The 24476-nt window shown below is 61.3% G+C and carries 21 protein-coding genes and 1 pseudogene; 10 read left to right on the top strand and 12 right to left on the bottom strand.

What is annotated here, in order from left to right; translation table 11 throughout:
- Positions 1–76: 76 nt before the first annotated feature.
- From E1B25_RS14835 to E1B25_RS22570, 10 genes are all read right to left on the bottom strand, one after another.
- Positions 77–1474 (bottom strand): amidase family protein, encoded by a 1398-nt coding sequence (locus E1B25_RS14835; protein WP_132830304.1) that lies wholly within the window; start codon positions 1472–1474, stop codon positions 77–79.
- 24 nt (positions 1475–1498) lie between these two features.
- On the bottom strand, positions 1499–3025 hold the full coding sequence (locus E1B25_RS14830) for a M81 family metallopeptidase (RefSeq protein WP_132830303.1): 1527 nt from the start codon (positions 3023–3025) through the stop codon (positions 1499–1501).
- Positions 3026–3042: 17 nt separating this feature from the next.
- The gene (locus E1B25_RS14825) at positions 3043–4683 is read right to left on the bottom strand and encodes a dipeptide ABC transporter ATP-binding protein (protein ID WP_132830302.1); all 1641 of its coding nucleotides are present in this window, start codon (positions 4681–4683) and stop codon (positions 3043–3045) included.
- 38 nt (positions 4684–4721) lie between these two features.
- Positions 4722–5636, bottom strand: a complete 915-nt coding sequence (locus tag E1B25_RS14820) for an ABC transporter permease (protein WP_132830301.1) — start codon at positions 5634–5636, stop codon at positions 4722–4724.
- A gap of 115 nt (positions 5637–5751) precedes the next feature.
- A complete protein-coding gene (locus E1B25_RS14815) occupies positions 5752–6693 on the bottom strand; it encodes an ABC transporter permease (protein WP_132830300.1) in 942 nt (313 codons plus the stop codon).
- A 7-nt stretch (positions 6694–6700) separates the two neighbouring features.
- A complete protein-coding gene (locus E1B25_RS14810; RefSeq protein ID WP_165937628.1) occupies positions 6701–8287 on the bottom strand; it encodes an ABC transporter substrate-binding protein in 1587 nt (528 codons plus the stop codon).
- Between the two features lie 361 nt (positions 8288–8648).
- Entirely contained in the window at positions 8649–9986 is a 1338-nt protein-coding gene (locus E1B25_RS14805; RefSeq protein WP_245510727.1) for an aspartate aminotransferase family protein, read from the bottom strand.
- Between the two features lie 24 nt (positions 9987–10010).
- The gene (locus E1B25_RS14800; protein WP_206338555.1) at positions 10011–11069 is read right to left on the bottom strand and encodes a phosphotransferase; all 1059 of its coding nucleotides are present in this window, start codon (positions 11067–11069) and stop codon (positions 10011–10013) included.
- A gap of 384 nt (positions 11070–11453) precedes the next feature.
- Complete coding sequence (locus tag E1B25_RS14795) at positions 11454–12827, bottom strand: tetratricopeptide repeat protein (RefSeq protein WP_132830298.1); 1374 nt, start codon at positions 12825–12827, stop codon at positions 11454–11456.
- 39 nt (positions 12828–12866) lie between these two features.
- Entirely contained in the window at positions 12867–13199 is a 333-nt protein-coding gene (locus tag E1B25_RS22570) for a GMC oxidoreductase (protein ID WP_245510732.1), read from the bottom strand.
- On the opposite strand from E1B25_RS22570, the gene E1B25_RS22565 reads away from it, so the two are divergent.
- Complete coding sequence (locus tag E1B25_RS22565) at positions 13176–13535, top strand: type 2 periplasmic-binding domain-containing protein (protein ID WP_245510726.1); 360 nt, start codon at positions 13176–13178, stop codon at positions 13533–13535. The genes E1B25_RS22570 and E1B25_RS22565 overlap by 24 nt on opposite strands.
- 457 nt (positions 13536–13992) lie before the next feature.
- Here E1B25_RS22565 and E1B25_RS14785 read toward each other — a convergent pair.
- Both E1B25_RS14785 and E1B25_RS14780 read right to left on the bottom strand, forming a co-directional pair.
- Positions 13993–14370, bottom strand: a pseudogene (locus E1B25_RS14785) (DDE-type integrase/transposase/recombinase); the annotation flags it as partial.
- A 444-nt stretch (positions 14371–14814) separates the two neighbouring features.
- Complete coding sequence (locus tag E1B25_RS14780) at positions 14815–15510, bottom strand: GntR family transcriptional regulator (RefSeq protein ID WP_132830296.1); 696 nt, start codon at positions 15508–15510, stop codon at positions 14815–14817.
- Positions 15511–15666: 156 nt separating this feature from the next.
- Here E1B25_RS14780 and E1B25_RS14775 point away from each other — a divergent pair, with 156 nt between their 5' ends.
- The 9 genes from E1B25_RS14775 to E1B25_RS14730 all read left to right on the top strand — a co-directional run bounded on the left by E1B25_RS14775 (position 15667) and on the right by E1B25_RS14730 (position 23940).
- A complete protein-coding gene (locus E1B25_RS14775; RefSeq protein ID WP_132830295.1) occupies positions 15667–16815 on the top strand; it encodes a cupin domain-containing protein in 1149 nt (382 codons plus the stop codon).
- Positions 16812–17738 carry a fumarylacetoacetate hydrolase family protein gene (locus tag E1B25_RS14770; protein WP_132830294.1) on the top strand — a complete coding sequence of 309 codons (927 nt, stop codon included), beginning with the start codon at positions 16812–16814 and terminating at the stop codon, positions 17736–17738. Before E1B25_RS14775 ends, E1B25_RS14770 begins: the two co-directional genes overlap by 4 nt.
- A gap of 1 nt (position 17739) precedes the next feature.
- Positions 17740–18609 (top strand): alpha/beta hydrolase, encoded by an 870-nt coding sequence (locus E1B25_RS14765; protein ID WP_132830293.1) that lies wholly within the window; start codon positions 17740–17742, stop codon positions 18607–18609.
- Positions 18606–19574 (top strand): carbon-nitrogen hydrolase family protein, encoded by a 969-nt coding sequence (locus E1B25_RS14760; protein ID WP_132830292.1) that lies wholly within the window; start codon positions 18606–18608, stop codon positions 19572–19574. Before E1B25_RS14765 ends, E1B25_RS14760 begins: the two co-directional genes overlap by 4 nt.
- On the top strand, positions 19564–20190 hold the full coding sequence (locus tag E1B25_RS14755; protein WP_132830291.1) for a flavin reductase family protein: 627 nt from the start codon (positions 19564–19566) through the stop codon (positions 20188–20190). The genes E1B25_RS14760 and E1B25_RS14755 overlap by 11 nt, the downstream gene beginning before the upstream one ends.
- A 25-nt stretch (positions 20191–20215) precedes the next feature.
- Positions 20216–21196 (top strand): TRAP transporter substrate-binding protein, encoded by a 981-nt coding sequence (locus E1B25_RS14750; protein WP_132830290.1) that lies wholly within the window; start codon positions 20216–20218, stop codon positions 21194–21196.
- Between the two features lie 71 nt (positions 21197–21267).
- On the top strand, positions 21268–21807 hold the full coding sequence (locus E1B25_RS14745) for a TRAP transporter small permease (protein WP_132830289.1): 540 nt from the start codon (positions 21268–21270) through the stop codon (positions 21805–21807).
- The gene (locus E1B25_RS14740) at positions 21807–23093 is read left to right on the top strand and encodes a TRAP transporter large permease (protein ID WP_132830288.1); all 1287 of its coding nucleotides are present in this window, start codon (positions 21807–21809) and stop codon (positions 23091–23093) included. Before E1B25_RS14745 ends, E1B25_RS14740 begins: the two co-directional genes overlap by 1 nt.
- A 427-nt stretch (positions 23094–23520) precedes the next feature.
- Positions 23521–23940, top strand: coding sequence for an MOSC domain-containing protein (locus E1B25_RS14730; protein ID WP_206338554.1), 420 nt, complete (start codon positions 23521–23523; stop codon positions 23938–23940).
- Positions 23941–24476 lie beyond the last annotated feature (536 nt).

Below are 24476 nucleotides of genomic sequence, written 5' to 3'. Positions count from 1 at the left end.
GGGTTTTTCCAGAGTCCTCCCGCGTGAAACATTGGGAGAGCGAATATCGGTGAGGGTCATGGTGTGCACTTTCGGTTCAAGCAATAATCGGATCGATCGGCATCGCGGGCGCCCCGCGCGCCTCGATCGCCTCCCCCGCCGCCAGACATAGATCCTCGCGCATTCGGGTCGCCACAATCTGAACCCCCACGGGAGATGCGCCCACCATGCCGGTGGATACGGTCATCGACGGCACCCCGATCGCGGGCAGACCGGCCATGAAATGCTGATTGTCATAGATGAATTCGTAGCCTTCGGTCAGATCGGCATCCGCCGCCAGCGGCAGTTTCGAACTGACCGGCAACAAGAGAACCGGAAAGCGTTCCAGGAAGGTGAGCCATTCGCGCACCAGATTTGCCCGCCGCGTCAGCGTGTCGGAATAGCGCGCCAGATCGACCGGGCCAACCTTGGCCACGGCCCCCCGCATCGCCGCTATGGCCCCCGGATCGCCCTCGGCCACGGCTTCGGCAATCTTCTGTTCCGGGGCATCCGCCACCCACAGGACGTGCATGATCATGCTCGCTTCCATGAGCGGTGGGATCTGGTCCAGCTCGATCACGGTCCAACCCGCATCGCGTAGGCGCTCGGCACTGTCCAGCATCGCCGCCTCGACCTCGGGCGCGATCTCGATCCCTTCTGGGCGCAGGCACATCGCCGCCAGTTTCGGGTTGTAGCCTGTGGCAACGGGGGCCTCGAAATACCAAGGATCCCGCATGTCGCGGCCAGCCATCGCGTGGAACCCCAAGCGCACGTCGTTGACGGTGCGCGCAAGCGGTCCCTGGACCGACATGATCTGGAACCCGATGGTGCGATCCGGGCCACTCTCGTTGCAGGTGGGCACGCGTCCCAGACCGGGGCGCAGACCATGAATGCCGCAGGCATAGGCGGGATAGCGCACCGACCCCCCGATATCGTTGCCATGTCCGATGCAACCGATCCCAGAAACCGTGGCCGCCGCGGCCCCGCCCGACGAGCCCCCCGGCCCCAGCGCCGGATCACGCGGGTTCTTCGTCGGTCCGAACAGCTGGTTGTCGGTAAAATAGCGGCAGCTGAAGGCAGGCGTGTTGGTGCGGCCCAGCAACGTGGCACCCGCCCGCAGAAACCCGTCCACCACCGGATTGTTTTCCGAAGCGATCAGGTTTGCCTTGGACTTCAGCCCGTTGCTGGTGGCGAAACCGGCCTGGTCGATATTAATCTTGATCGTCACCGGCACCCCGGCGAGCGGGCCCATCGGCTTGCCCGCCGCGATGGCGGCATCGGTTGCTTTGGCTTGGGCGATTACCTCATCAGGGTGGAAATCGACCACCGCGTTGATCGACGGATTCACCGCATCCAGACGCGCCAGCGCATCCTTCGCCACCTCGGTGGCCGACACCTGTTTCAGGCGGACAAGATTGGCGATGGTCGTGGCGGAATGGCGCCAGAGATTTGACATGATCGTTTCCTCGGATGATGAAAATCAGCAGACCGGTTCGGACGTCTTGCCCGACACCTCGGCAAAGGTCGGGCCGCAGGGGCGCATCCGCATCGCATCAGGCAGGTTCGTCCAAGTCCAGTCAGTGGCGAGCATCGCCATCGGCCCGGGCGCGACGGCGGTCAGGATCTTCGCGACGATTGGCCGGAAATCCGCGCGGAAGTGGATCGCGCTTTTCACCACCAGGATCTTCGTCCGGGTCGGTTCGATCCCGACATAGCGGAACATCTCCTGATCGGCGAGTTGCGCCTTGTGCGAGGCGATGACGATCCGCACACCGCCCACGCGCAGGCAGGCGCTGGGGCCGAGATCCATGGAATTTTCGCCGTAATAGGGCCCTTTCGTGCGCAGTTTTCCGTCCGACAGACGCTCCACCACAGCCTCCAGATCCAGCGGCGCGTCGCCGGGCTGGGTCCGCCCGCCCAGCGCAACATGGACGGTCGCGCCCTCGCCTGCCGCATGGGCGGCGGCAACCGCGGCGGGGTCAACGATCAACCCGATAGCGGCATCCGGCACGTCTGCCGCGATCAACGCCCGCAACAGTCCCGTCGTGTCGGAATTGCCACCCGCGCCGGGATTGTCCTGCGCATCGGCAATGACGATGGGGGCCAGCCCCCGCGCGTTCAGCGCCAAGGCCTCGGCCACGGCCCCTTCGGCATCGAAAAGCGGTCCTTCAAAGGCAGCTTCTGCGGCCAGCACATCGGCTTCCATCATTTCAGCAGCCGCGATGGCCTCGCCCTCTGTCGCGCCATAGGCCCAGACGACCGGGCTGCATTCGGCAAAATCGGCGGCGGCAAAACCCATAGTGAAGTTCAGCGCGGGCACGCCGGTTTCGGCCTCGATCAATTCCACCCGCTCATAAAGCCCCTTCGCGGGCTGATCATCGGTTGATTGCCAGCAGATCGGCAACAGGAACGGCAAGCGCCGCGCGGCCATCGCGAAGGGTTTTCCAGCGGCCACGCGGGCCTCAAGCACGGCAAGCGCACGGGCCCCCGTCGCGGCCATGTCGACATGCGGATAGGTGCGGAAGGCGACCAGCGCATCCGCCGCCTCAAGCATCCGCGCGGTGACATTGGCATGCAGATCAAGGCTCACCACGATCGGCAGGTCTCCCACCTTCGCCCGCAGACGGCTCAACAACTCACCTTCCCCGTCATCGACATGGTCCGCGACCATCGCGCCATGCAGATCCAAGTAGATCGCGTCGGCGGGCAACGCCGCCATGATGCCATCGATGATCTCGGTCGTTATCCTTTCATAAGTCTCTTGCGCCACAGGGCCCGAAGGACAGGCCGCACACCACAGAATCGGCACGATTTCATGCCCGGCCGCGCGCGCGGCTTTGACAAAGCCCGCTGCCGGCACATTGGCCGTGGGCACCAGCGCGTCAAACATGTCGGCGCCCCGGCACAGGCCGGGGAACCCGCCGCCATGGGCGAAGGCCGCATCATCGGCCTTGTCGGGGGCAAAGGTGTTTGTCTCGTGCTGGAAACCTGCAAAGACGATACGCATGATCTTTCCTTTTTTGATCAGACGGCCCTGGAGGGTCGGAAATTCTGAAAATCCCAGCCTGGCGCGGGGGCTGCCGCGATCAAGGTCTGGGTATAGGGGTGCTGCGGGGCGGAAAGGACATCGGCGGCAGTTCCCGCCTCCACGACCTGACCGCGTTGCATCACCACGATTGAATTACAGATCTGCGCCGCCACGCGCAGATCATGGGTGATAAAGAGAACAGCAATGCCGGTGCGTTTGCGGATCGTCTCGAACAGGTCCAGAACCTGCGCCTGAACGGACACGTCGAGCGCCGAGACCGCCTCATCCGCAATCAGCAAATCAGGCTTCATCACCAAGGCGCGCGCAATCGCGATCCGCTGTCGCTGGCCACCGGAAAACTGGTGCGGGTAGCGGCCCATCACACCTGCGGGCAGCCCGACCAGTTCCAGCGTTTCTGCCGCCTTCGCATAGGCCTCGGCGTCGGCCATGCCATAGTTGACCAGCCCCTCCATCAGCGACTGCGCAATCGTGCGGCGCGGATTGAGGGAGCGATAGGGATCCTGGAAAATGTACTGGACCTTCTTGCGCACGGCTTTCAGGTTGTTGGTGCTCGCGATGTCATTCCCATTGACCAGAACGGCACCTTCCGACGGATCGGTCAGGCGGATCACGCAGCGCGCCACGGTGGATTTTCCAGACCCGGATTCCCCAATGATGCCGGTGATTTCGCCCTTGCGGACGGTGAAGTTCACCCCATTCGCCGCGTGAACCAGATTGCCGCTCTTGCCGAACCCCTTCTTGCCGTAGGTCTTCGACAGCCCCACGACATCCAGCACCTTCGGCGTTTTCTCGATCGGGCCACAGCGCGGGATCAGGCTGGGCACGGACGAGACCAGCATCCGCGTGTAATCGTCCGCCGGATCTGACAATATCTTGTCACAACTGCCGGTTTCCACCAACTCGCCCCGGTTCATCACCACGATGCGATCCGCGATTTCCGACACCACGCCGAAATCATGGGTAACGAAGACGACGGCAGTGCGTTCCTCGTCCTGCAGTTCACGGATTAAACGCAGGATCTGTTTTTGCGTCGTCACGTCGAGCGCGGTGGTGGGCTCATCAGCCAGCAACAGACGCGGGCGCAGGATCAGCGCCATGGCGATCACGATGCGCTGGCGCTGGCCGCCAGACAACTGGTGCGGATAAGAGCGATAGATCCGCTGCACATCAGGCAGATGCACCCGTTCGAGCATGTCGAGCACGCTTTTCTTGCGCTCTGCTGACGACCACTTCCTGTGCAGGCGCAGGACCTCGTCAATCTGCTCGCCGACCCGTTGCACGGGATTGAGCGCGGTCATCGGTTCCTGGAATACCATTGCCACACCTGCGGCGCGCAATTCGCGCATTCGGGTGGCGCTGACGCGGGTGATATCCTCGCCATCCAGCAGGATACGCCCGCCGGTGACGGCCAAGCTGCCCTTTGGCAGCAGGCCCATCACCGCCATCGAGGTCACCGATTTACCCGAACCGGATTCGCCCACGATGCAGACGGTTTCCCCCTCCATCACCTGGAAATTGATGTTGCGCACGATCGGCTTTTCGCCTGCGGGCACCAGATCGACGCGTAGTTCCTCGACCGAGAGCACGACCTTGGGGGCGGAAGCGATATCAGTCATGTCTGACTTTCCTTCAGAATCTGTTGAATGGGGCATATTCAAAGCCGTTTCGCCATGCGCGGATCGAGTTGGTCACGCAGCACATCGCCCAGCATGTTCACGCTCAGAACGGTCAACGACACCATCACGCCGGGATAGAGGATCAGTTCAGGCTTAAGCAGGAAATAGACCCGCCCTTCGGCCATCATGTTGCCCCATGACGGCGTTTCGGGCGGGATGCCGGCGCCAAGAAAGCTCAGGATCGACTCCGTCATGATGGCGGACGCGAAGATATAGGTCCCCTGCACCAGCAACGGCGCCAATGTGCTGGGCAACAGGTGACGCCAGACCATCGCCCATATACCGGTGCCGAGACAGGTGGCCGCTTCCACATAGGGTTCGGTGCGCACCCCCAGAATGACGGCCCGCACCATGCGGGCGACGCGCGGGATTTCAGGCACGGCGATCGCGATCAGAACGGTGGTCAGCGTCGCGCCCGAAATCGCCACCAGCGCGATCGCCAGCAGGATACCGGGGATCGCCATCAACCCGTCCATGAAACGCATGACAATCAGGTCCGCCCAACGGAAATACCCCGTGAGCACACCGAAGAAGATGCCAAGCAGAACAGAAATGACAACCGTCCCGGCCCCCACGGCCAGCGAAATGCGCGCGCCGTAGGCAACACGGGAATAAACATCCCGCCCGTAGCTGTCGGTTCCCAAGAAATGCGCAAGCGAACTGCCTTGCAAACGCTCTCCCGGAGCAATCTGCACCGGATCTTGCGTCCCCAGCCAAGGCGCCAGAAGCGCCATCGCCACGATAAGCACCACGACAATCAGGGAAATACGTGCGGCCCAGGTCGAGAACACGGCCCGCAGCGTGGCTTTTACCGTACCGGTCTCGGGCACGGTTGTCATCTCGGGCAAATCCTGCGCGGGGACAGAGGGTTCGGTCAAGGTCGGTGTGGTCATGTCTTTTGTCACCCTGCCAGTCTTGTTCATTGTGTTTGCGCCGGGAAGCGCCCGGCAAATATCCAGTCGCGAAGTGAAGCCGCGCAGGTCGAACCCCCGCGCGGCCGAGGCACCGCTAGTAGCGGATGCGTGGATCGAACAGGCTGTAGAGCAGGTCGACCACAAGGTTGATGAAAACGTAGATCGTCGAGAACAGCAGGATCACCGACTGGATCACCGTGTAGTCCCGCGCCAATACCGCTTCCAGCACCAGCCGCCCGAGGCCGGGGATGTTGAACACCGATTCCGTCACCACCACACCGCCGATCAGCATCGCGATGCTGACACCGATGATGGTGATGATCGGCACCGCCGCATTGCCCAATGCATGGCCCATCAGAACGCCGCGTTCGGTCAGGCCCTTGGCCCGGGCGGTGCGGATGTAATCTTCGTTCATCACTTCGATCACATTGGTGCGCACGATGCGTGCGATCAGCGCGATATAGGGAAAGCTGAGCGACACGGCAGGCAACACCAGCCGGATCGCGAATTCACCAAACCCATCCGACAGCGGCTTATAGCCCTGAACCGGGAACCACCCCAGGATGCGCGCAAAGATCAGGATCATCGTGTAGCCGATGATGAAGACCGGAACCGAGAACCCCAGAACCGAGCCTGCCATCACCAGACGATCCAGCAACTTGCCCTGTTGCCAGGCGGCGACCACGCCCAGCGGGATCGCCACAACGACCGCGATGATCAGGGTAACGATGCTCAACGACAGGGTCGGACCAAAGCGGTCCATGATCAGGTGCGTCACCGGCTGGCCAGAGACCAGAGAAACGCCGAAATCGCCGCTGAGGATCTGACCCAGCCAGACAAACAGCTGGGTCAGAAGGGGCTCGTTCAGGCCCATGGCATCGCGTAGCGCCGCGAGCTGATCGGGGGTCGCATTGGGCCCCGCGATCATGACGGCGGGGTCACCCGGCGACAGGCGCAGCACAAGGAAGACGATGACCGCCACCATGAACAACACCGGCACCGCCGAGAGAAGCCGCTTGAGAATGAAGACCCCCATTGGTCGATCACTCGGACTTTGACAGGTTCCAGAACACCGGTGCTTCTGCATCGACGCCCAACGTGATCGCGCTGGACGCGACGGTGACCGAAGAGAACTCGCCCATCGGGATCATCACACCGTTATCCTTGACCAGCTTGTCGATTTTTAGCGCAATCGCCTTGGCTTCATCCGGGTCCGCCACGCTTGCAAAATCGGTGCGGGCCTGTTCGATTTCCGGCACGTCCGGCCAGCCGAACCATGCAGTATCGCCCCCTGCGGCCACACCGATGAAACCGATTGGATCATCCACGTCGGGCAGCACGTTGGTGGTGGAGAACATGTTCCACCCGCCATCAGAGATCGTCGCCTTCGACCCACGACGCGCCACGACGCTGGCCCAATCCATCGACACCATGTCGACAGTGAAGCCCGCATCGCGCAGCTGCTGGGCAATGACCGGGCCCTGCGGCGTCAGGTTGGCAAGGTCTGTCGCATGCATCAACAGGATCGGAGTGCCGTCATAGCCTTGTTCCGCAAGGATCTTCTTCGCCGCCTCGGGATGCGGATTGACAATTTCATCGGCCAGGTAGTCGCTGGCATAGGCGCTCCCGCAGCCCAGGACTGCCGGACAGGTATTGCCGTATTCCGAACCCGCCCCGACCTGAGCATCCAGCATCGGCTGCTGACCCAGCGCCAGCATCACGGCCTTACGCATTTCTGGATTGTCGAAAGGCGGCAGGGTGTGGTTCATCCGCGCCAGGTTCTGGCTGCCCTGCTTGGCAAAGATCTTCAACTGGAAGTCAGGGTTGCCCTCGACCAGCGGCAGCAAGTCATGGGGCAGCTGTTCGATGAAGTCGATCTCTCCAGTCATCAACGCGCTTGCGGCGGTCATAGGATCGGGCATCGTGGTCCAGACGACCTCGTCGACCAAAACCTCCTTGGCGCCCGCCAAACCGCTCGATGGCTCATCGCGCGGAATATAGCCGTCGAATTTCTCGAAGGTGGCGCTGACGCCCGGCTGATAGGCATCAGCCACGAACTTGAACGGACCCGACCCGATGCTGGAAGTAATCGGTTCGCTGACCGGGGTCGACGCCACTGCCTTCGGCATCATGAACGGTGCGATCCCGGACGGCTTGCTGAGCGCGGTCAGCACCACGGCGGTCGGCTCAGAAAAGGTCATGGTGAAGGTTTTGTCGTCGACCACGGACATGTCGTTCATCAGCGACGCCATGACCTGGCCGGTCTTGTCGACCTGATCCCAGCGCGCGATGCTGGCGACGCAATCTTCGGCGGTGACCGGGGTGCCATCGTGCCACATCAGGCCATCACGCAGGGTGAATGTATAGGTCAACCCGTCGTCCGAGACGGCCCAATCCGCCATTTGGGGCTTGATGTTGCCATCGGCATCCAGCGCCAGCAGCGTGTCATAAACCATATAGGCATAGTTGCGCAGGATGTAGGCAGAGGAGATCGCCGGATCGAGCGCGCGCAGGGGGGCGTGCATCACAGCGGTGACGGTGGTTTCGGCAAAAGCGGTGGTGCTGGTCGTCGCACCAATCGCGAACGAGAGCAGTGCCGCTTTCGTGAAGCGAGAACCAAGGGGGCTCATGAACATAGTAATTCTCCGGATGCTGGCTGTTTGCGGTCTTGCCGATTGTCAACAATCGTCCATCCAACCTAGCCAGCGATCTTTCCATCCGGCAACAGCTTTGATTGGGGGCCTTGAATGGAATAATTCAGAAAATAACCATCACTGAACTATAATTATATCATTCATTTACAATGTGTTACTGAACCCTCGGCAACACAAGATCATTTGGAATTGCGTTGAGCGAACGCCCCCTCCTGCGTAAAAAAATGTGTTGTCCGAAGCGGGGGGAAGCAGCCGTGCCGCAAAATCGTGCAAAAAAAAGCCGCCAGGCAAGCTGGCGGCTTTGAGTTCGAGCCTAAAGACTCAGGGGGAATCGATCTCACGCTGAGGCGAGGACGGCCTCCAGATCGTTTAGAAGCCAATCCACATCCGCCTCGGAAAAAACCAGCGGCGGGCGGATCTTGAGCACATTGGCATCCGGCCCGGTGGCCGAGATCAGCACACGGCGTTCCCGCAGCGCATTGACGATCCGCGTAGCCTCGTCGGCATCAGGCGTCTTTGCCTCCGGATCCGAGACCATCTCGACCCCGATATAGAGCCCGGCACCGCGCACATCACCGATCTTGTCAAAGCGCGACGCCAATTGTTGAATGGCACTGCGGATCTGTTCGCCACGCAGACGTGCATTTTCCTGCAACCCCTCGTCGCGCAAGACGTCGAAGGTGGCGTGTGCCGCCGCAATCGCCACGCCATTGCCGCCAAATGTGTTGAAATAGCGCGTATCACGACCAAATGCCGCAACAACGTCATGCTTCAACGCCACTGCAGCCACCGGGTATCCGTTGCCCATCGGTTTGCCCATGGTGACGATATCGGGATCCAGGCCGTGGCGTTGGAAACCCCACATCTTGTCGCCGGAACGCCCGAAACCGCTCTGCACCTCGTCGGCGATGAACAGGCCACCCGCTGCGCGTACGGCCTCGGCGACCGGCCCCAGAACCGCGGGATTGTCATAAACCCCATCTGACGAGAACAGCGAATCCGCTATGAACGCGGCCAGGCCGTCGCCCTGCCGGGCCAGTTCAGCCGCCGTCGCGGTGACTTCAGCCGCCATGCGCCGGCCCAGTTCGGCCGGATCGTGGCGATAGCTGTCGGGCGCATTCACCCGGCGCACCCAAGTCCCCAGCGGCGAAGACGTCCCCAGCGACGGCGAATAACCAGCCGTCAGATAGGAATTCCCATGATAGGCCTCGCGCGTCACGATGATGCCCCGCCTGCCCGTCTTGTGCATCGCGATCCGGGTCGCCAGATCGTTGGCCTCCGATCCCGTACACGTAAACATTATGTGTCCGCTCGCACCAATCGTGCCGCCCAATGTCGGAAGGATCTGTTCGGCGAAATCCAGAATGCCGTCCTGAATGTAGCGGGTATGGGTGCACAGCGTGGACATCTGCCTTTGCACGGCCTCGACCACGCGGGGATGGGCGTGGCCGACCGATACCACGTTGTTGTAGGCATCCAGATATTCCTGCCCCTGCCGATCAAAAAGCCGCGTACCCCGGCCCTCGCTGACCTGAACCGGGGTCTGATAAAACAGCCGATATGCCGGACCAAGCAACCGGATACGGCGTTCGATAGCGGCCTGTTCTTCCGGCGCGAGGGCGGCAAGGCTTGCCGGGTCGAAGGCATTGACCATCTTTCCGCGTTGCTGGGTCATCAGGGATACTCCAAAGATAAAATGTCAGAAAAGCAGATCGGAAACCTGCTCGGGACTGCGCGCGAGGAACCAGTCAAGCTGTGCCCAGCCCTGATCCGTGTTGCGCAGGATATAGGTCGCATTCTCGGGCAACAGCGCCGCACGCCAGATCGACAGCAGCGCCCGCCCGATCACCCGGCCCATGACCAGATGCGGGATCAGACGCAGCTCCTCCTCCGTCAGATCGGCATGGGCTAGATAGCCGCGCAGCAGATCGCGGCCCTCGGAAAAGAGATCTCCATCGCGCCCCCGCGCGGCTGCATCGCGCGGCAACTGATTGAGCAATGCAGTCGACACATCTACCGCAATCGCCGTATGCACCGCATCACCGAAGTCGATGATGCCGGTCACGAAATCGGGCCGCGCATGATCGACGATCAGATTGGAACGGCTAAAGTCATTGTGCAGAACTTGGCGGCGCAGCGCGTCGATCCGCGACATCAGCGGCAGGAACCGATCCAGCCCGGCCTGCAGCGCGGCGCGTTGAACGGGGTCGGCGACATGTTCCATCAGGTCCGTCAGCCCGGGCAGGTGGCGCACATCCCAAGCGACGACCCGATGGGCGCCGGGATGCGAAAAATTGGCCAACGCCAGACGCAGCCGCGCCAAGACCTCTCCGATCCGCTCCCGCTCTGCAGCGCTACTGTCGGTTGTGTCCAGCACCGTGCCGGGCAGATAGGTAATCAGGCGGGCAAGGCGCGTCTGGCCATCGGCGTCGATCATCTCACTGATCGGGGCCCCTGCCAGATCCGGAAACACGCTCGGCACCGGAAGATCCGCACAGTCAGCCAGATGCGCGATTAGCGCGACCTGCATATCCAGTTCGGTGCGGTCTTCATCGGCATTGGCGATCTTCAGCACATAGGCGGCGCCATCCGCAGTGGTGATCCGGAACGTATCGTCCTTTTCGGTCGCAAAGCGCCTGATTTCGCCCGACAGCCCATAGTGACGCACAGCCAGATCGGCGGCCACCTCTTCGCTCATCGGGATGAAACAAGTGGCGAGCGCCCCGAAATCCATCACATCGCTCGGCTCAACCTGCATGCCGTATCCTAGAGACATCAGTCGCCACGCCTAGACCGACCGTCATGGTATCTTCCCTTCGCAACAGTTCCATCCAGGTACGGTTAGGTCGATTGTCAACAATTGTCAATTTGCAGGAAGATAAAGTCGAACTGCCCTAGCATACCACACATGGGCGTTGATGATGGGCTGGGTAGCCCCTCCCTATGGCACTTGTGCCGTCATGTTCCGGATAGGACCGGGAGGATCTAACTATGGAGGAGGTATAGATCACCGGGAATGATCTGGCCAAGCTGGACCTGTCACGGCTTGATTCCGCCTTCGAGCCCGAGCTGAACAGGTTCAACTCGGGCTCAATGCCACGGCACAATGTGGAAACAGGTCCGTTTTCCCTTTATCGCAGGCTCAATGCCCCTCGCCCAGCACTCGTGTGACCCGCGCCTGCGCCCGCGCCGCTTCACGCGGCAGGCCGAGGTTTTGATAGACCTCGACCAGCTTGTCGTTGTTCGGCACCGAGCAGGGTTCATAGCCGCGACGCATCTCCAACATTTGTTGGGCGGTGGAATAGCGGCCCGTGCGGATCACGCTGTCGAGCAGCACCTGTTCGAAAAGATCCCGCTGGGCATGGCTGCCGCCGATCTCGAACAGACGCGATATGGCTGATCCGAGCTTGCGCACCACCTCTTCGTGATTGCCGCGGGCATGGGCGAGCAACCCCTCGCAGGCGGGCACGGCCACGTTGACCCAGGTATCCTGTACAAAATCGGGGGCATTTTCCACAAAACCCCTGAGGTTCGCCATCATCGCATCGGCTTCCGGTGCCTTCGCCCGGGCCAAACCGTAGAGATACTGCATGGTCAGGAAGGGCTGGACGAAATCCGCGGTCCGCCCTTTCATGTGCTCCGCCACGTCGTTCCAGCGGTCACCCACGTCGACGCCCACCAGCTCCAGCCGCAGCAACAGCGAGACGGCGCCGATCTGATCCTGTGAATAGGTCTTGTCGATCCCCCAGATGTGCCTGTCATAGGCTTTCAGGACGTCGTCGAACCGCCCCTTGCTGATGTAATTCAAGCAAAGATGCCACCAGTTGTGGGTCAGCATGAAGCTGTTGAGATCGGTCCATGTTTGCGACACGTCTTCGAGGAAGTCGACGCCTTCGTCGATCCGACCTTGGGTGATCAGAACATGGGCCAGCGCGTGATGCGCCCAAGGCTCCTTGCGTTTCAACTCGATCGCCCTGCGCGCCGCGGTCTCGGCATCGCCCAGAAGATGGCACTGTTCATAGGCAAAGGCCGAAAGCCCATACATGTGGCTGAGATCGCTGTTGGCCTCGGCCACCCTTTCGGCAACCCGCAACATCCCCGCCGCGTTACCGAGGTTGAATTCGTGATACTGCACGGTTTTGACCATCGGCAGATCATGCACGAACGCGTCGGCGATTTCATTGCCGATGCGGATCGCCTTGGGCACGTCACCGTCGGCCCAGGCGCGCACCGCGGCGATGTTCATCTGTTCGCGCCGGTTGGCGCCCGATGCAGCGGCCTCTGCCCGCTCCAGATAAGGCCGCGCGAGTTTACCCGCGTCGGGGTTTTCGACGAACAAGAAAGCCAGCGCGGCATAGGCATTCGCCATGGCCGAGCCGGGATCTGCATCTGCGGCGGCGATTACGTTGCCGGCCTTGGTCTCATAGGCCAGAAGCCCTTCGCTGAAATCGTTGATCGCTTGAACCGTCGCGCTGTCAGTGGTCGTCAGCTCGTTGCTTAGCCAGTCCTTTGCCATTTTTAATCCTACTCTTGGAATGTCACGGGTCTTCGTTGGTCATACGCATTTCGTTTCTGTGCACGCAGGGCTGTCCGCCCTGCGCTTTTTTTCGTGCCGCCTGTTGCGGCACTCGGGATCAACCGGCGGGCCGCACAGGACCAAGCCGGTCAGGATCGCTCTGGCACCACGCTCGGCAATTGTTACCACGGTGGTATTCAGGTTGTCTGAGACCATCTCGGGAATGGCCGAGGCATCGGCGACATAGAGCCCTTCAATACCGTTGAATTTCAAGGTGGCGCGACCAACAACGGCGTCAGAATCCGTGCCCATGCGGTAGGTTGAGGACGGAAGATAGAGCGTCATGCCGTGGCTGCGCATATATTCAGCGATATCTGCATCGCTCTGGCAATCTGTCGAGGGCTGTATCTCGGCTGTTTCGAGCCTTTTGGCCCGATCAAGATTTTCGATGTGCCGAGCAAGCTGCGTGAACGGATCTGTTTTTTCGTGATAACCTTGCTCGAACCGGATCAGATATCCCCGAAACGCGCTCTCGACCGAGGCGAAATCGACGTGGCGGGGATCTATGATCTGGGCTCCGATTTCGATTACTCAGTTGAATATATCGCGCACGCCGCCGCGAGCGAGGGTCCATATCGACCGCCCGCTGGCGCAGTTCAGATCGGCGTTGTTACGCACGGCATTGGCCCCGGAGCTATCAATGAATAGCATGCCCACCGGGTTCAGATTGCCATCCAGCGGTTCCAGATTCTATAAAAAGCTCGGCCCGAGCTCGATCAGAATCTGCGATGAAAGCCCATAGAGGCACAGAGTGGAAAACCGCGTTGACAATACCCCAGCAACGCTTGGTCGATGGTTCCGACACCCACATTCGCCGGCAGCGCGCGCCGCCGGCTGCCCGCCAGCCAAGGGGGGCTGGTTTCGCCAGCGTCATTTACTTCCGTTAAATATCAAGGCTGTTGGGGCTGGTTGTGGAGCGGGTAGATGGAGTTTGTTGCGAATAGCATAGTGTTGCAAATTGCGCGCCCAACCCTTTATCTATTGCGCAGCGCAACTCCCTTAGCGTTGCGAGATGTTGCAACGCTTTGCAACCCAAGTGGGGGGCTAAACGGGGGGCTGCCAGACCTATTCCAACTCGCCTCAGCAAGGGTAGGATGACTGCCCCTTATTCAGCACAAAGACCGCGCCACTCGGCAAGTGCTGCAGCGCGGTTCAACTTGAAATTTGATCGCGAGCAGAGGCTGCGCTCCGAATTGAACAAGTTGTAAATCGAGGCGTTGACGGCAGCGAATTCCTGAAGACTTCCCATCCTTCGGAAGCGCAACATCGCCCGCTCTCGTCGTCGGAAAGGCAAGTGCGAATTCTCCGCGCGATTATTTAACCACCGCTCGATTTCCTGGCGATGGCTTGCACCTATCAGCTTCAGCGCCGCACCGTAGGATCGGAGCTTATCCGTTACGATCACTTCGGGGCGGCCGTGCTTACGCATCCCTTCTCTTAAGAATTTCAGCGCGGCCTTCTTGCCCCGCACTTTCGTAATGTAACAGCCTGCGTCATGCTTCCGAGGAATGGTTTTGCCATTTCCCGGACCGCGTGACCGGCTTCTTTATCCATGTGCAGGGTACTCGCTCGAAAAAGTAACCTGCGGCAGGCCGCTGAAAAAGGCGCTTGAGAAGGAGAAGTTTCCCTGCATCAAGGTTTGGGGCTGTTTGCTGATGCACCGGCCCTGCGGCCCTTTCACAGTCAAGCTGCGAGGGGGTACGGCAACCTTGCGAGGTTGCAAGCCACCGTGGTCATCGTGAACTGCACGCGGCCTCTGTCGAGGGACCTTTATGCTGTAACCGCCCCCCAGATGGCATCAAGGTCATAGAGATGTCGCCCATTGCAGGTTAGCTGAGAAATATCGTCGTACAAAACTACGAACTTCATCCGCCCATCCCTGCCAACACACTTCAGAAACGTCTTGAGATACCACTGCGTAGCGTGGTCAGTCTGACACCGTATTTTCCGACTGAGGGACCGCTAGAACGCTTTCGAGGTAGCGGCCGGTTTCCAAGTAATGATGGGTCAACAGCTCGGTGGCACGGGCCGTGTCCCGGGCGGTGGCTGCATCGGCAAGCCGACGATGCTCGTCCTGCACATTGCGACCCACAGTGCCACGAATGGATCCGGCCAGAGCAGCAAAGCGGTAACGTTCAGAGTTGAAATATAACTTGGCCGCGAAGTCCAGTAGCCAGTTTGAGCCGCAAGCATCGATCAGCGCCCGATGAAACCGGCGATGGCGGTCCTCCATACAGCGAAAATCGTCTTCGGTTGGGCACTCCTGCTCCGCCAAACGGCGGGCCTGCAACAGCATTCCGTGCAACGAAGAGACGACCGCCGCTTCCCAATCGTCGTCGCCCTGCATGATCGAGATCTCTAGTGCTCGCGTCTCGATATGGATGCGGGTGCGGATCACATCCCACATCAATGCGGGCGACACCGGCGCAACTGCGAAACCGCGCTGAGGTACAGCAATCACCATATGTTCGGCCTGCAATCGATTTAACGCTTCCCGCAGGGGCGAAAAACCCATGCCGTAGCGTGTCTTGAGCGCATCCATGCGTAGCGGCTCTTCAGGAGCCAACGTGCCATTCACAATGTCCCGCCGGATCAAATCGTGAGCGTCATCGGAAAGGGTCATGCGAAAACTCCACCTTTTTTCGCCCCCTTTTTACGCTCTGGCATGCCCTGCCACAACACGTTTTTCGGAATGGGAATATATTTTCGAAAATTTGATTGCCTTCCGAAAACGCATGCGCTTAGCTTGAGACCACCGCAACGATTCGAGGGCGATCGCATGAGCAAGAAACCAGAGAACCACCGCGAAGACGTGGCCGGGCGGGCCAACGTAGAGGACACGCCAGAGCTGTTGGCTTACTACAACGAACTGGATGCCATGGACGCAGGCGCCCTCTGGACCGTCGCCAACAAGATTGAACCTTGGGAACCAAAATCGACTTCGATACCGGTCATATGGCGCTACGCTGGCCTTCGGGAGCATGTCCTACGTTCCGTCGACTTGGTGACGCCCGAAAAGGCCGGTAGGCGCGTGGTGTATTTCAACAACCCCGGTCGGACTGATGTCGCAGCAGCGGTCGGCTGGCTTTATTCCGGGCTGCAGGTCATGAACCCGGGAGAGACGGCCTCAGCCCACCGGCATTCGGCGACAGCGGTCCGTTTCATCATCGAAGGCAGCGGCGCCTATACCGTCGTGGATGGCCACAAGATGAACTTGGGCGCGAATGACTTCGTGCTGACTCCGAATGGCACTTGGCATGAGCATGGCGTTGCTGCGGATGGCACCCCCTGTATCTGGCAGGACGGCCTGGACATTCCACTGATGAACGCGCTTGAGGCGAACTTCTACGAGGTTCATCCAGAACTTCAGCAAGCCGTCGGCTACGAGGTCGATGACATGACCAAGACCTGGGGCAATCCCGGTCTTCTTCCTTCTGGCGACGAGTGGCAGAAACCTTATTCGCCGATGTACAAGTACGAATGGGCGCCGACGTACGAAGCGCTTTCACGCTATGCCAGCACGACTGATGGATCGCCCTTTGATGGCGTGATGATGGAGTACGTGAACCCCGTAGACGGTGGCAGCGTAACCAAGACATTGGGCGCGTCCATGCAAATGCTTCGCCCCGGTGAACACACCAAGGCGCACCGTCACACTGGTAGCTACTTGTACCACGTGACCAAGGGATCAGGTCATTCGATCATTAACGGGCAGCGGTTCGACTGGAAAGAACACGACATCTTCTGCGTTCCCTCCTGGGCCTGGCACGAACACGCCAACGCCTCGGACAGGGAAGACGCCTGCCTGTTCTGCCTCAATGATCTGCCGGTGATGCGCTCACTGGGCATCTATCGCGAACAGGCTTTTGGCGAGAATGGCGGCCATCAGCCGTCCTCTGACGCACTTACTTCAAGGAAAGACAAATGAAACTCGTAACATATCGTAACGGCGTCGAAGCCGCAGCGCGGCTGGGGCTGTGCCAAGGGGATCAGGTTATCGACGTGGCGGCGTTGGCGGCCTCGCAGGGGCAAAGCCTGCCCGACACGATGCTGGGCCTGATCGACGCCGGTCAGGCGGGCTTGAACGCGCTCCGCGCGCTGATGACAAGCGTGGGCGAGGCGCTACCCGCCGGCACCGCGACGGCACTGGCCAATGTCACGCTGCTGGCACCGATCCCGCGGCCGCGCAAGAACATCTTCGGTATCGGGCTGAACTATACCGAGCACGTGGCCGAGAGTGCAAAGACGCTCGACACCAACCCCGACCTGCCGCGAGAGCCGGTTGTGTTCTCCAAGCCCCCGACCAGCGTCATCGGGCCGAACGAGCCGATCCTGCACGACAGCAGCATGACCAAGCAGCTGGACTGGGAGGTCGAGCTAACTGCCATCATCGGCACTCGCGCGAAACGGGTGAGCCGGGCCGAGGCGCTGTCGCATGTCTTCGGCTATTCAGTGATGATCGACGTTTCAGCCCGCGACAACCGCCGCGCCGGGCAGTGGATCTTTTCCAAGGGCATGGACAGCTACGCGCCCTTTGGCCCTTGCATCGTCACCGCCGACGAGATCCCCGATCCCCATGCGCTGGACCTGTGGCTGACGGTGAACGGCGTGGAAAAGCAGCGTTCGAACACCGCGAAGATGCTGTTCAAGGTCGATGAGCTGATCGCGGACATCAGCCGGGGTATCACGCTGGAACCCGGCGACATCATCGCCACGGGCACGCCTGCAGGCGTGGGCGCGGGCCGCGATCCGCAGGAATGGATGTGGCCGGGCGACGTGATCGTGGCCTGTGTCGAGGGGGTGGGCACCCTGCGCCATCCGGTCGTCGACAGTACGCCGTCGGAGTCGTGAGATGAGCTCCGCAAGCGGACCCACATTCGACCCGGCGCTGGATCGCGCCTATGACGCGCGCGGCTCGGTCGCGTCGTTCGAGGCGGAATATGCAGCACTCGTCGCGTTGAGCGAAGCGGCGCGGCGCGACATCCCCGTCGAGCGCGATCTGGTTTACGACGACGCCTCGGGCATGACTCTTGATCTGTACGGGGCGGCGCCGGACCGACCGGTCATGCTGTGGATCCATGGCGGTTACTGGCGGGCGGGGAACAAGGCTGATAACGGCTTTGCCGCGCCGGGGCTGGTGGCGCACGGGGTCGCGGTGGCGGTGATGGATTATTCCCTGTCTCCTGACGCGCCTTTGTCCGAGATCGTGCGGCAGGTGCGACAAGCCGTCGTCTGGCTCGCCCGAAACGGCGCGTCCCATGGCCTCGATACCCGTCGGATCCATGTCAGCGGCTCGTCCGCGGGCGGACATCTGGCGGTGATGACGCTGCCGACAGGATGGCACGAAGACGCCGGTCTTGAAGCCGGTCGACTGGGGGCGGTGATGGCGCTGAGCGGGCTCTACGACCTCGCGCCGCTCTTGCGCACCAAGGTGAACGGATGGCTCGACCTCGACCCCGAAAACGCGCGGAACCTGTCGCCGATCCACGGGCTGCCGGCTCCGTCTGACGCACCGATCATGCTATCGGTCGGGGGTCAGGAGACCGACGCCTTCCGGGATCAGACCGCGCGGTTCGAAACCGTGCTCGCCGCGCGCGGGCATGGGGTGCGGCGCATCGAGATGCCTACTTTCAATCATTTCGACATCACCGGCACGCTCGCCGACCCCGACGGGGCGTTGACGCGAGCGATGGCCGAAGCGATCAAGGAGATCACACCATGAGCGTGACGGGACCAGCCCCCTTCAAGGTGGCCGTGGCGCAGATCGCCTCGGACCCCACGGATACCGGGGCGAGCATTCGCAAGGTGGCCGAGACGGTGCGCAAAGCCGCCGCCGAAGACGCGCGGCTCATCCTCTTCCCCGAGGCGGTGATCGGTGGCTATCCCAAGGGTGCCAGCTTTGGCGCGCCGATCGGCATGCGCAAGCCCGAGGGCCGTGATGCCTTCGCGCGGTACTACGCGGCCTCGGTGGATCTGACGGGCGACGCGCTCGACCCGCTGCTTGAGGCCTGCGCCGAGACGGGGGTGGTCGCGGTAGTGGGCATCATCGAACGTGGCGGCGCGACGCTGTACTGCACGGTGCTCTACATTGATGGGGCGAAGGGGATTGTCGGCAAGCATCGCAAGCTCATGCCGACTGCGGGCGAAAGGCTGATCTGGGGCTTCGGCGACGGCTCGACGCTTGAGGCCGTGACGACCGATCTGGGCGTCGTGGGCGCGGTGATCTGCTGGGAAAACTACATGCCCGCGCTGCGGATGCACATGTACGACCAGGGCGTCACGCTTTACTGCGCGCCTACGGCGGATGACCGTGACACGTGGCTGCCCACAATGCGGCACATCGCGCTCGAAGGGCGCTGCTACGTGCTGACTGCCTGCCAGCATATCACCCGTGCGGCCTATGGCGAGGCGCATGAAAGCGCGCTCGACGACGCGCCTGACACGGTGATGATGCGCGGCGGATCGGCCATCGTGTCGCCCTTGGGCGAGGTGGTGGCGGGCCCGGATTTCGACGGCGAAACCATTCTCTACGCCCAGGTCGACCCAGTCCAGGTGGCCCGGGGTAAATTCGATTTCGATGTGACCGGTCATTATGCCCGCCCCGATGTCTTCGCCTTGCGCGTGAATACCGCTGCGCAGAAAGCAGTGACGGCGACGTCCTGGGGGGAGCGCGACGATGCGCTATGATCTGACGCCCGAAACCCGAGCGCTGGGATACAAGCTGCTGACCGCGACTGTGACGCCGCGCCCCATCGGCTGGGTCACCAGCGTCTCGCCCGAGGGCATCATCAATGCCGCACCCTACAGCTTTTTCAACGTGATGGGCGATGCGCCCCCGGTCGTCGCGCTTGGAATCATGGACCGGCCCGACGGCAGCCTGAAGGACACCGCGCGCAACATCCTTTCGGCGCGGGACTTCGTGGTGAACCTGGTGAGCCGGGAGCTGGCCGAGGCGATGAACGTGACCTGCATCAACGCACCACCCGAGGTGAGCGAGATCGACGTTGCGAAACTCGAAACCCTGCCTGGCGTGCATGTCTCCGCCCCCCGGATCGCGCGCGCGCCTGTGTCGATCGAATGCGTGTTGCAACAGGTGGTGGAAACCGGCCCCGCGCAGCGTCTGCTGATCGGCGAGGTCAAGGCGATTCACATCGCCGATGCCTATCTTCTGAACCCCGAGCGGGGTCATGTCGATGCGCCCGCGCTGAACCTGATCGCGCGGATGCATGGCGCGGGCTGGTATGCCCACGCCCCCGACATGTTCGAGCTGGAGCGCCCGGTCTACGCGAATCCGAAAGACTGACACCCAACAGAGAAGGAAAAACGACATGACAATCTTGAGGCATATCAAGGCCGCCGCGGCGGCGGGTCTGCTGGCCCTCGGCGCGGCCCCTGCCCTTGCCCAGTCGCAGGAAATGCGGTTCGCGATGGTGACGCCACCGTCCCACGTCTGGACGCAATTCGCCAACCATTTCGCCGAAGGCGTGGCCGAGGCGACAGAGGGCGAGATCACCGTTTCGGTCTTCCCCGCAGGCCAGCTCGGCAACGAGGCCGAGATGCTCCAGCAGATCAGCGCCGGGGTTCTGGAAATGGGCATCATGACCGCCGGCACGATGAGCCTGCGTGCGCCCGATTTCGCGGCCTGGCAGGACCCCTTCGCCTTCGCCGATGTGTCAGAGGCAATCGCGGCCGCCGATACCGAGGCCGCGCAGGCGATGCTCGACAGCCTCGAGCCGCAAGGCATGCGCGGCATGGGCTATATCTTCGCGGGGATGCGCCACATCCTGATGTCCGACCGCGACGTGACCGCTTTGTCCGACCTTGCCAGCCAGAAGGTCCGCATTCTGCCCTTCCCTGCCGCCCTGACCTGGTGGCGCGCGGCGGGCGCAGTGCCGACCCCCGTTGCCTTGGGCGACGTCTATCAGGCGCTCAGCTCGGGCTTGCTTGATGGGGTGGATATCGATCTTGACGCGCTCGTCGGCTTCTCGATGCAACAAGCGGCCGAACACCTGATCCTGACCAATCACATCGCCTTTCCGGGTGTCGTGGTCATGTCGGACAACACGTGGAACGCGCTGACATCCGAGCAGCAGGCCGCCTTGAGCAAGGTCTTCGAGGAATCCTTCGCTTGGGGCAATGCGCTTCAGGTCGAGGCCGAGGCCGCGAACCTTGCGCGGCTCGAAGGCGAAATCGCCATCACCCGGCTCGACAATGCCCGCGAGATCTTCGCGCCAGCCAATGAAGCCTACGAGGCCCAGTTCGGCGAGTTGCCGCTTCTGCAGGCGCTGCGCGAGCAGACCGGGCGCTAAGCCAAGAACCAGGGCGGTGCGCTGAGTCGCGCCGCCCACCCGATGCCAGTGAAGGGAGATGAGCCTTGGTAATGATCGCGCAAATCGGACGGCAGGTGGACCGCGTGAACCGCGCGCTGGCCTGGCTTGAGCTTCTGGTATGCCAGATACTGGTGGCAAGCTTCGCGCTGCTTCTTCTGGTGAATGTCACGCTTCGATACGTCCTTTCCGCGCCGCTGTTCTATGCCGAGGAAACCGCGATCTACATGCTGATCTGGATGACCTACCTGGCCGCCGCCGCATCGATCGCGCGGGGCGATATGGTGGCGCTGACGATCCTGACCGACAAACTGCCCGCCCGGCTGCGACAGGGTTTGAAGGTTGTCGTGAACCTGCTGATGGCGGCGATGTGCATCGCGCTGCTCGACGCGACCATCGCCTGGCTGAACGCGCCCGGCACCGCCTTCGACCTTGCCCTGACGCTGGGCCTGCCCAAGCGGCCCTTCTACGCGATCATGGCGATCTTCTTCGCCCTCGTGACCTTTCACACGCTGGTCCACGCCTTGCTGGGAACCCTGAGGTTGGTTCGCGGCGAAGCAGAACCCACCGCGCCCACCACTGGAGTGTCCTGATGAAAACCGGGTTGAGTTTCGCGATCCTGATCGCCATGGCCATGCCGGTCGCCTTCGTGCTGATCGGCGCGACCTTCGCCTTCATGCTGTTCGAAAGCAATTTCCGCGTGCTGTCGGTGCTGCCGGGGGTAATGTTCTCGGGCCTTGAAGTCTTCGACTTGCTGGCGATCCCGCTTTTCATCCTGCTCGGTGAAATCATGAACGCAGGCAGCATCACCCGCAAGCTGATCGACGCCGCCCGCCTGTTGCTGGGCCGCGTTCCCAACGGACTGGCCTATGTCTGCCTGACAGCCAACCTGATGCTGGCCTCTATCGTCGGCTCGGCCACGGCGCAGATCGCGATCATGACCAAGACCATGGTCGGCGAGATGGAGCGCGACGGCTATCCCAAGGGTTTCTCGGCGGCGCTGACGGCCGCGGCGGGGATCCTGGGGCCGATCATCCCCCCCTCCATGCCCTTCATCCTATATGGCGTGATCGCGCAGGTCTCAGTCGCGGACATGTTCCTTGCGGGCATCCTGCCCGGCATCCTGCTTTTCGTGGGGCTCGCGCTGCTGATCACGATCCGCCAGCCCCGGCGAGACATCGACATCGAAGCCCTGCAGGCGGCGGCGGCGGCGCGGCCCGAGGTTTCGGCCCTGCGCGTGCTGCTCGAAGCCTCGGCTGCACTGAGCATTCCGGCGGTGATCGTGCTGGGCATCACCTTTGGCATCGTTACGCCCACCGAATCCGCCGTGCTGGCCGTGGCGATTGCCGTCGTCGTCGGAGGCCTCGTCTTCGGGGACCTGAAATGGCGGGACTTCCCGGAGATGCTGAGCCGCACGGCGCAGGGCTCAGCCCTGGTGCTGATCCTGATCGCGGCGGCGAAAGTCTTCGGTTGGGTTCTGACTTATTACCACGTCCCGCAGGCCATCGCCGGCGCTCTGCAGATGATGACCACGGACCCTACCCTGTTCATGCTGCTGGTCTTCGCCTTCTGCCTTCTGGTTGGCGCCTTTATCGACGGGATCGCGGCGATGATCATCCTGGTGCCGATCCTGCTGCCGGTGGCGACCGGGGTCTACGGCGTGAGCCCGATCCATTTCGGCGTCGTCGTCTGCATGACCTTCGCCATCGGGCTGTTGACCCCACCGGTGGGGTTGGGGCTCTATATTTCGGCGGCGATTTCGGGCCTTCCGATGACGAAGATTGTGCGCGACATCACACCCTTTGTCGCGCTTACCATTGTTGTGGTCGGGTTGATCGCGGTTTTCCCCGCGCTGACGTTGGCGCTATTCGGAGCCTGAGTGTCTGATAAGAAAAGGGTTGAATGAATTCAGCAGGTTGTGATTCTGTTTGGTTGCAAAAAATCGGAGATCACGATGCCCTGGACCAAACTCGCCCGTGCGCAGCATAGGCGCACGACAAAGCGCTTTCCAAGCGATTTGACTGATGCGGAATCCGGCGATACGCGTCAGCCCACTGGTCGGTGCAATCCGCACAGCATCTTGAATCGCCCCGGGTCTGTCGGAGACCTATAGCTTTATTTCACGCGACCATATCGAGCACGTCGCGCTGTGCATAGGAGTTCTCACACATGGGGGCCGGAACTCCGGAGACAGAAAGACAGGACATCCTGACCGTTCCGGGATCGAAAATAAATAATGTTGAGGCTTTCAAATGTGGCAAGGCAGACTTTTATATATTCATACAACACGCGCCATGCGGGAGCCCATGATCGCCCAACAATCTGCGCAACTACTTCAGGGCTTAGGTATCGAAGGGGATCGCTATGCTCTTGGTACAGGAAAATACTCTCCTTTCCCTGACATTCGAGAGGTGACTTTGATCGAAATAGAAACGCTTACAGCGTTAAAACGCGATCACGGCATAGACCTTGCTCCAGAAGAGCACCGCAGGAACCTTACCACAGAGAATGTACCGCTTAACCACCTTGTGGGTAAGAGGTTTTGGGTTGGCCACGTCTTGTTGGAAGGTGGTCGTCTGAACACGCCATGTCGATATTTAGATTTGGTTACACGGAAGTCAGTTAACGATATTCTTTTGCATCGCTCGGGTTTGAACTGCTCAATTATTCAAGGAGGAAAAATTAGCGTTGGCGACACCATTAGACCTGAGAGTATCGACATCTGATTGGTAATTAGGAGGTAACTTTGTCCGCCTTCCTGACCTTCGCCCCTGCTCGGATGCTGCAAGATGCACGAATGGCCGGTCTCGTGAAGCTGCGCTGCGGCGTCGGCACGACCGGTGAATGGCCGGTATGGGCCGGTCGCGACCGGCCGGTCGCCTAGGCGGGAAGCGGTCGTTCTCTGCGACGGTAATGAGCGGCAGCAGAGCGAAGGCAAGGGACCGTCGGCACGCCGCCCTTGACCGGTCAGGACGGCGCTGTCTCAGGATTAATCCCAGAATTGGCTCTGTAGGCCGGGTGCCGCAGACAAAAGTCGTAGACGGTACCGATCAGGCCAGTTTTTCCTATGAAGAGATTGAGTTGTTACATTTTCAAGCTCGAACGAGTTTCACCTGGTAGCAGAAAGGTGCAGTTTCAACGTGACCTGCCCCCCGCTGGTCCCTCGTTCATAACGAGAGTCTGCAGGTTGGATTTTGGTAGCGGGGTTCGTCGCCCTGGGCAAGCGCGCCGGGCGCGGAGCCTTCAAATTGCTCAAGCGCCC

The organism is Antarcticimicrobium sediminis, assembly GCF_004348975.1.
Lineage (GTDB): Bacteria > Pseudomonadota > Alphaproteobacteria > Rhodobacterales > Rhodobacteraceae > Antarcticimicrobium > Antarcticimicrobium sediminis.
The sequence above is the reverse complement of the archived record's forward strand: the minus strand, read 5'-3'. Positions and strand labels throughout refer to the sequence as shown.

Excerpts from the sequence above, each read along its gene's own strand:
- E1B25_RS14730 (WP_206338554.1), top strand. The coding sequence starts at position 23,521 with ATGATCGCCCAACAATCTGCGCAACTACTTCAGGGCTTAGGTATCGAA.
- E1B25_RS14805 (WP_245510727.1), bottom strand. The coding sequence starts at position 9,986 with ATGACCCAGCAACGCGGAAAGATGGTCAATGCCTTCGACCCGGCAAGC.
- E1B25_RS14810 (WP_165937628.1), bottom strand. The coding sequence starts at position 8,287 with ATGAGCCCCCTTGGTTCTCGCTTCACGAAAGCGGCACTGCTCTCGTTC.
- E1B25_RS14780 (WP_132830296.1), bottom strand. The coding sequence starts at position 15,510 with ATGACCCTTTCCGATGACGCTCACGATTTGATCCGGCGGGACATTGTG.
- E1B25_RS14825 (WP_132830302.1), bottom strand. The coding sequence starts at position 4,683 with ATGACTGATATCGCTTCCGCCCCCAAGGTCGTGCTCTCGGTCGAGGAA.
- E1B25_RS14760 (WP_132830292.1), top strand. The coding sequence starts at position 18,606 with ATGAGCGTGACGGGACCAGCCCCCTTCAAGGTGGCCGTGGCGCAGATC.
- E1B25_RS14765 (WP_132830293.1), top strand. The coding sequence starts at position 17,740 with ATGAGCTCCGCAAGCGGACCCACATTCGACCCGGCGCTGGATCGCGCC.
- E1B25_RS14755 (WP_132830291.1), top strand. The coding sequence starts at position 19,564 with ATGCGCTATGATCTGACGCCCGAAACCCGAGCGCTGGGATACAAGCTG.
- E1B25_RS14820 (WP_132830301.1), bottom strand. The coding sequence starts at position 5,636 with ATGACCACACCGACCTTGACCGAACCCTCTGTCCCCGCGCAGGATTTG.
- E1B25_RS14800 (WP_206338555.1), bottom strand. The coding sequence starts at position 11,069 with ATGCAGGTTGAGCCGAGCGATGTGATGGATTTCGGGGCGCTCGCCACT.
- E1B25_RS14750 (WP_132830290.1), top strand. The coding sequence starts at position 20,216 with ATGACAATCTTGAGGCATATCAAGGCCGCCGCGGCGGCGGGTCTGCTG.
- E1B25_RS14815 (WP_132830300.1), bottom strand. The coding sequence starts at position 6,693 with ATGGGGGTCTTCATTCTCAAGCGGCTTCTCTCGGCGGTGCCGGTGTTG.
- E1B25_RS14835 (WP_132830304.1), bottom strand. The coding sequence starts at position 1,474 with ATGTCAAATCTCTGGCGCCATTCCGCCACGACCATCGCCAATCTTGTC.
- E1B25_RS14740 (WP_132830288.1), top strand. The coding sequence starts at position 21,807 with ATGAAAACCGGGTTGAGTTTCGCGATCCTGATCGCCATGGCCATGCCG.
- E1B25_RS14745 (WP_132830289.1), top strand. The coding sequence starts at position 21,268 with ATGATCGCGCAAATCGGACGGCAGGTGGACCGCGTGAACCGCGCGCTG.
- E1B25_RS14770 (WP_132830294.1), top strand. The coding sequence starts at position 16,812 with ATGAAACTCGTAACATATCGTAACGGCGTCGAAGCCGCAGCGCGGCTG.
- E1B25_RS14830 (WP_132830303.1), bottom strand. The coding sequence starts at position 3,025 with ATGCGTATCGTCTTTGCAGGTTTCCAGCACGAGACAAACACCTTTGCC.
- E1B25_RS14795 (WP_132830298.1), bottom strand. The coding sequence starts at position 12,827 with ATGGCAAAGGACTGGCTAAGCAACGAGCTGACGACCACTGACAGCGCG.
- E1B25_RS14775 (WP_132830295.1), top strand. The coding sequence starts at position 15,667 with ATGAGCAAGAAACCAGAGAACCACCGCGAAGACGTGGCCGGGCGGGCC.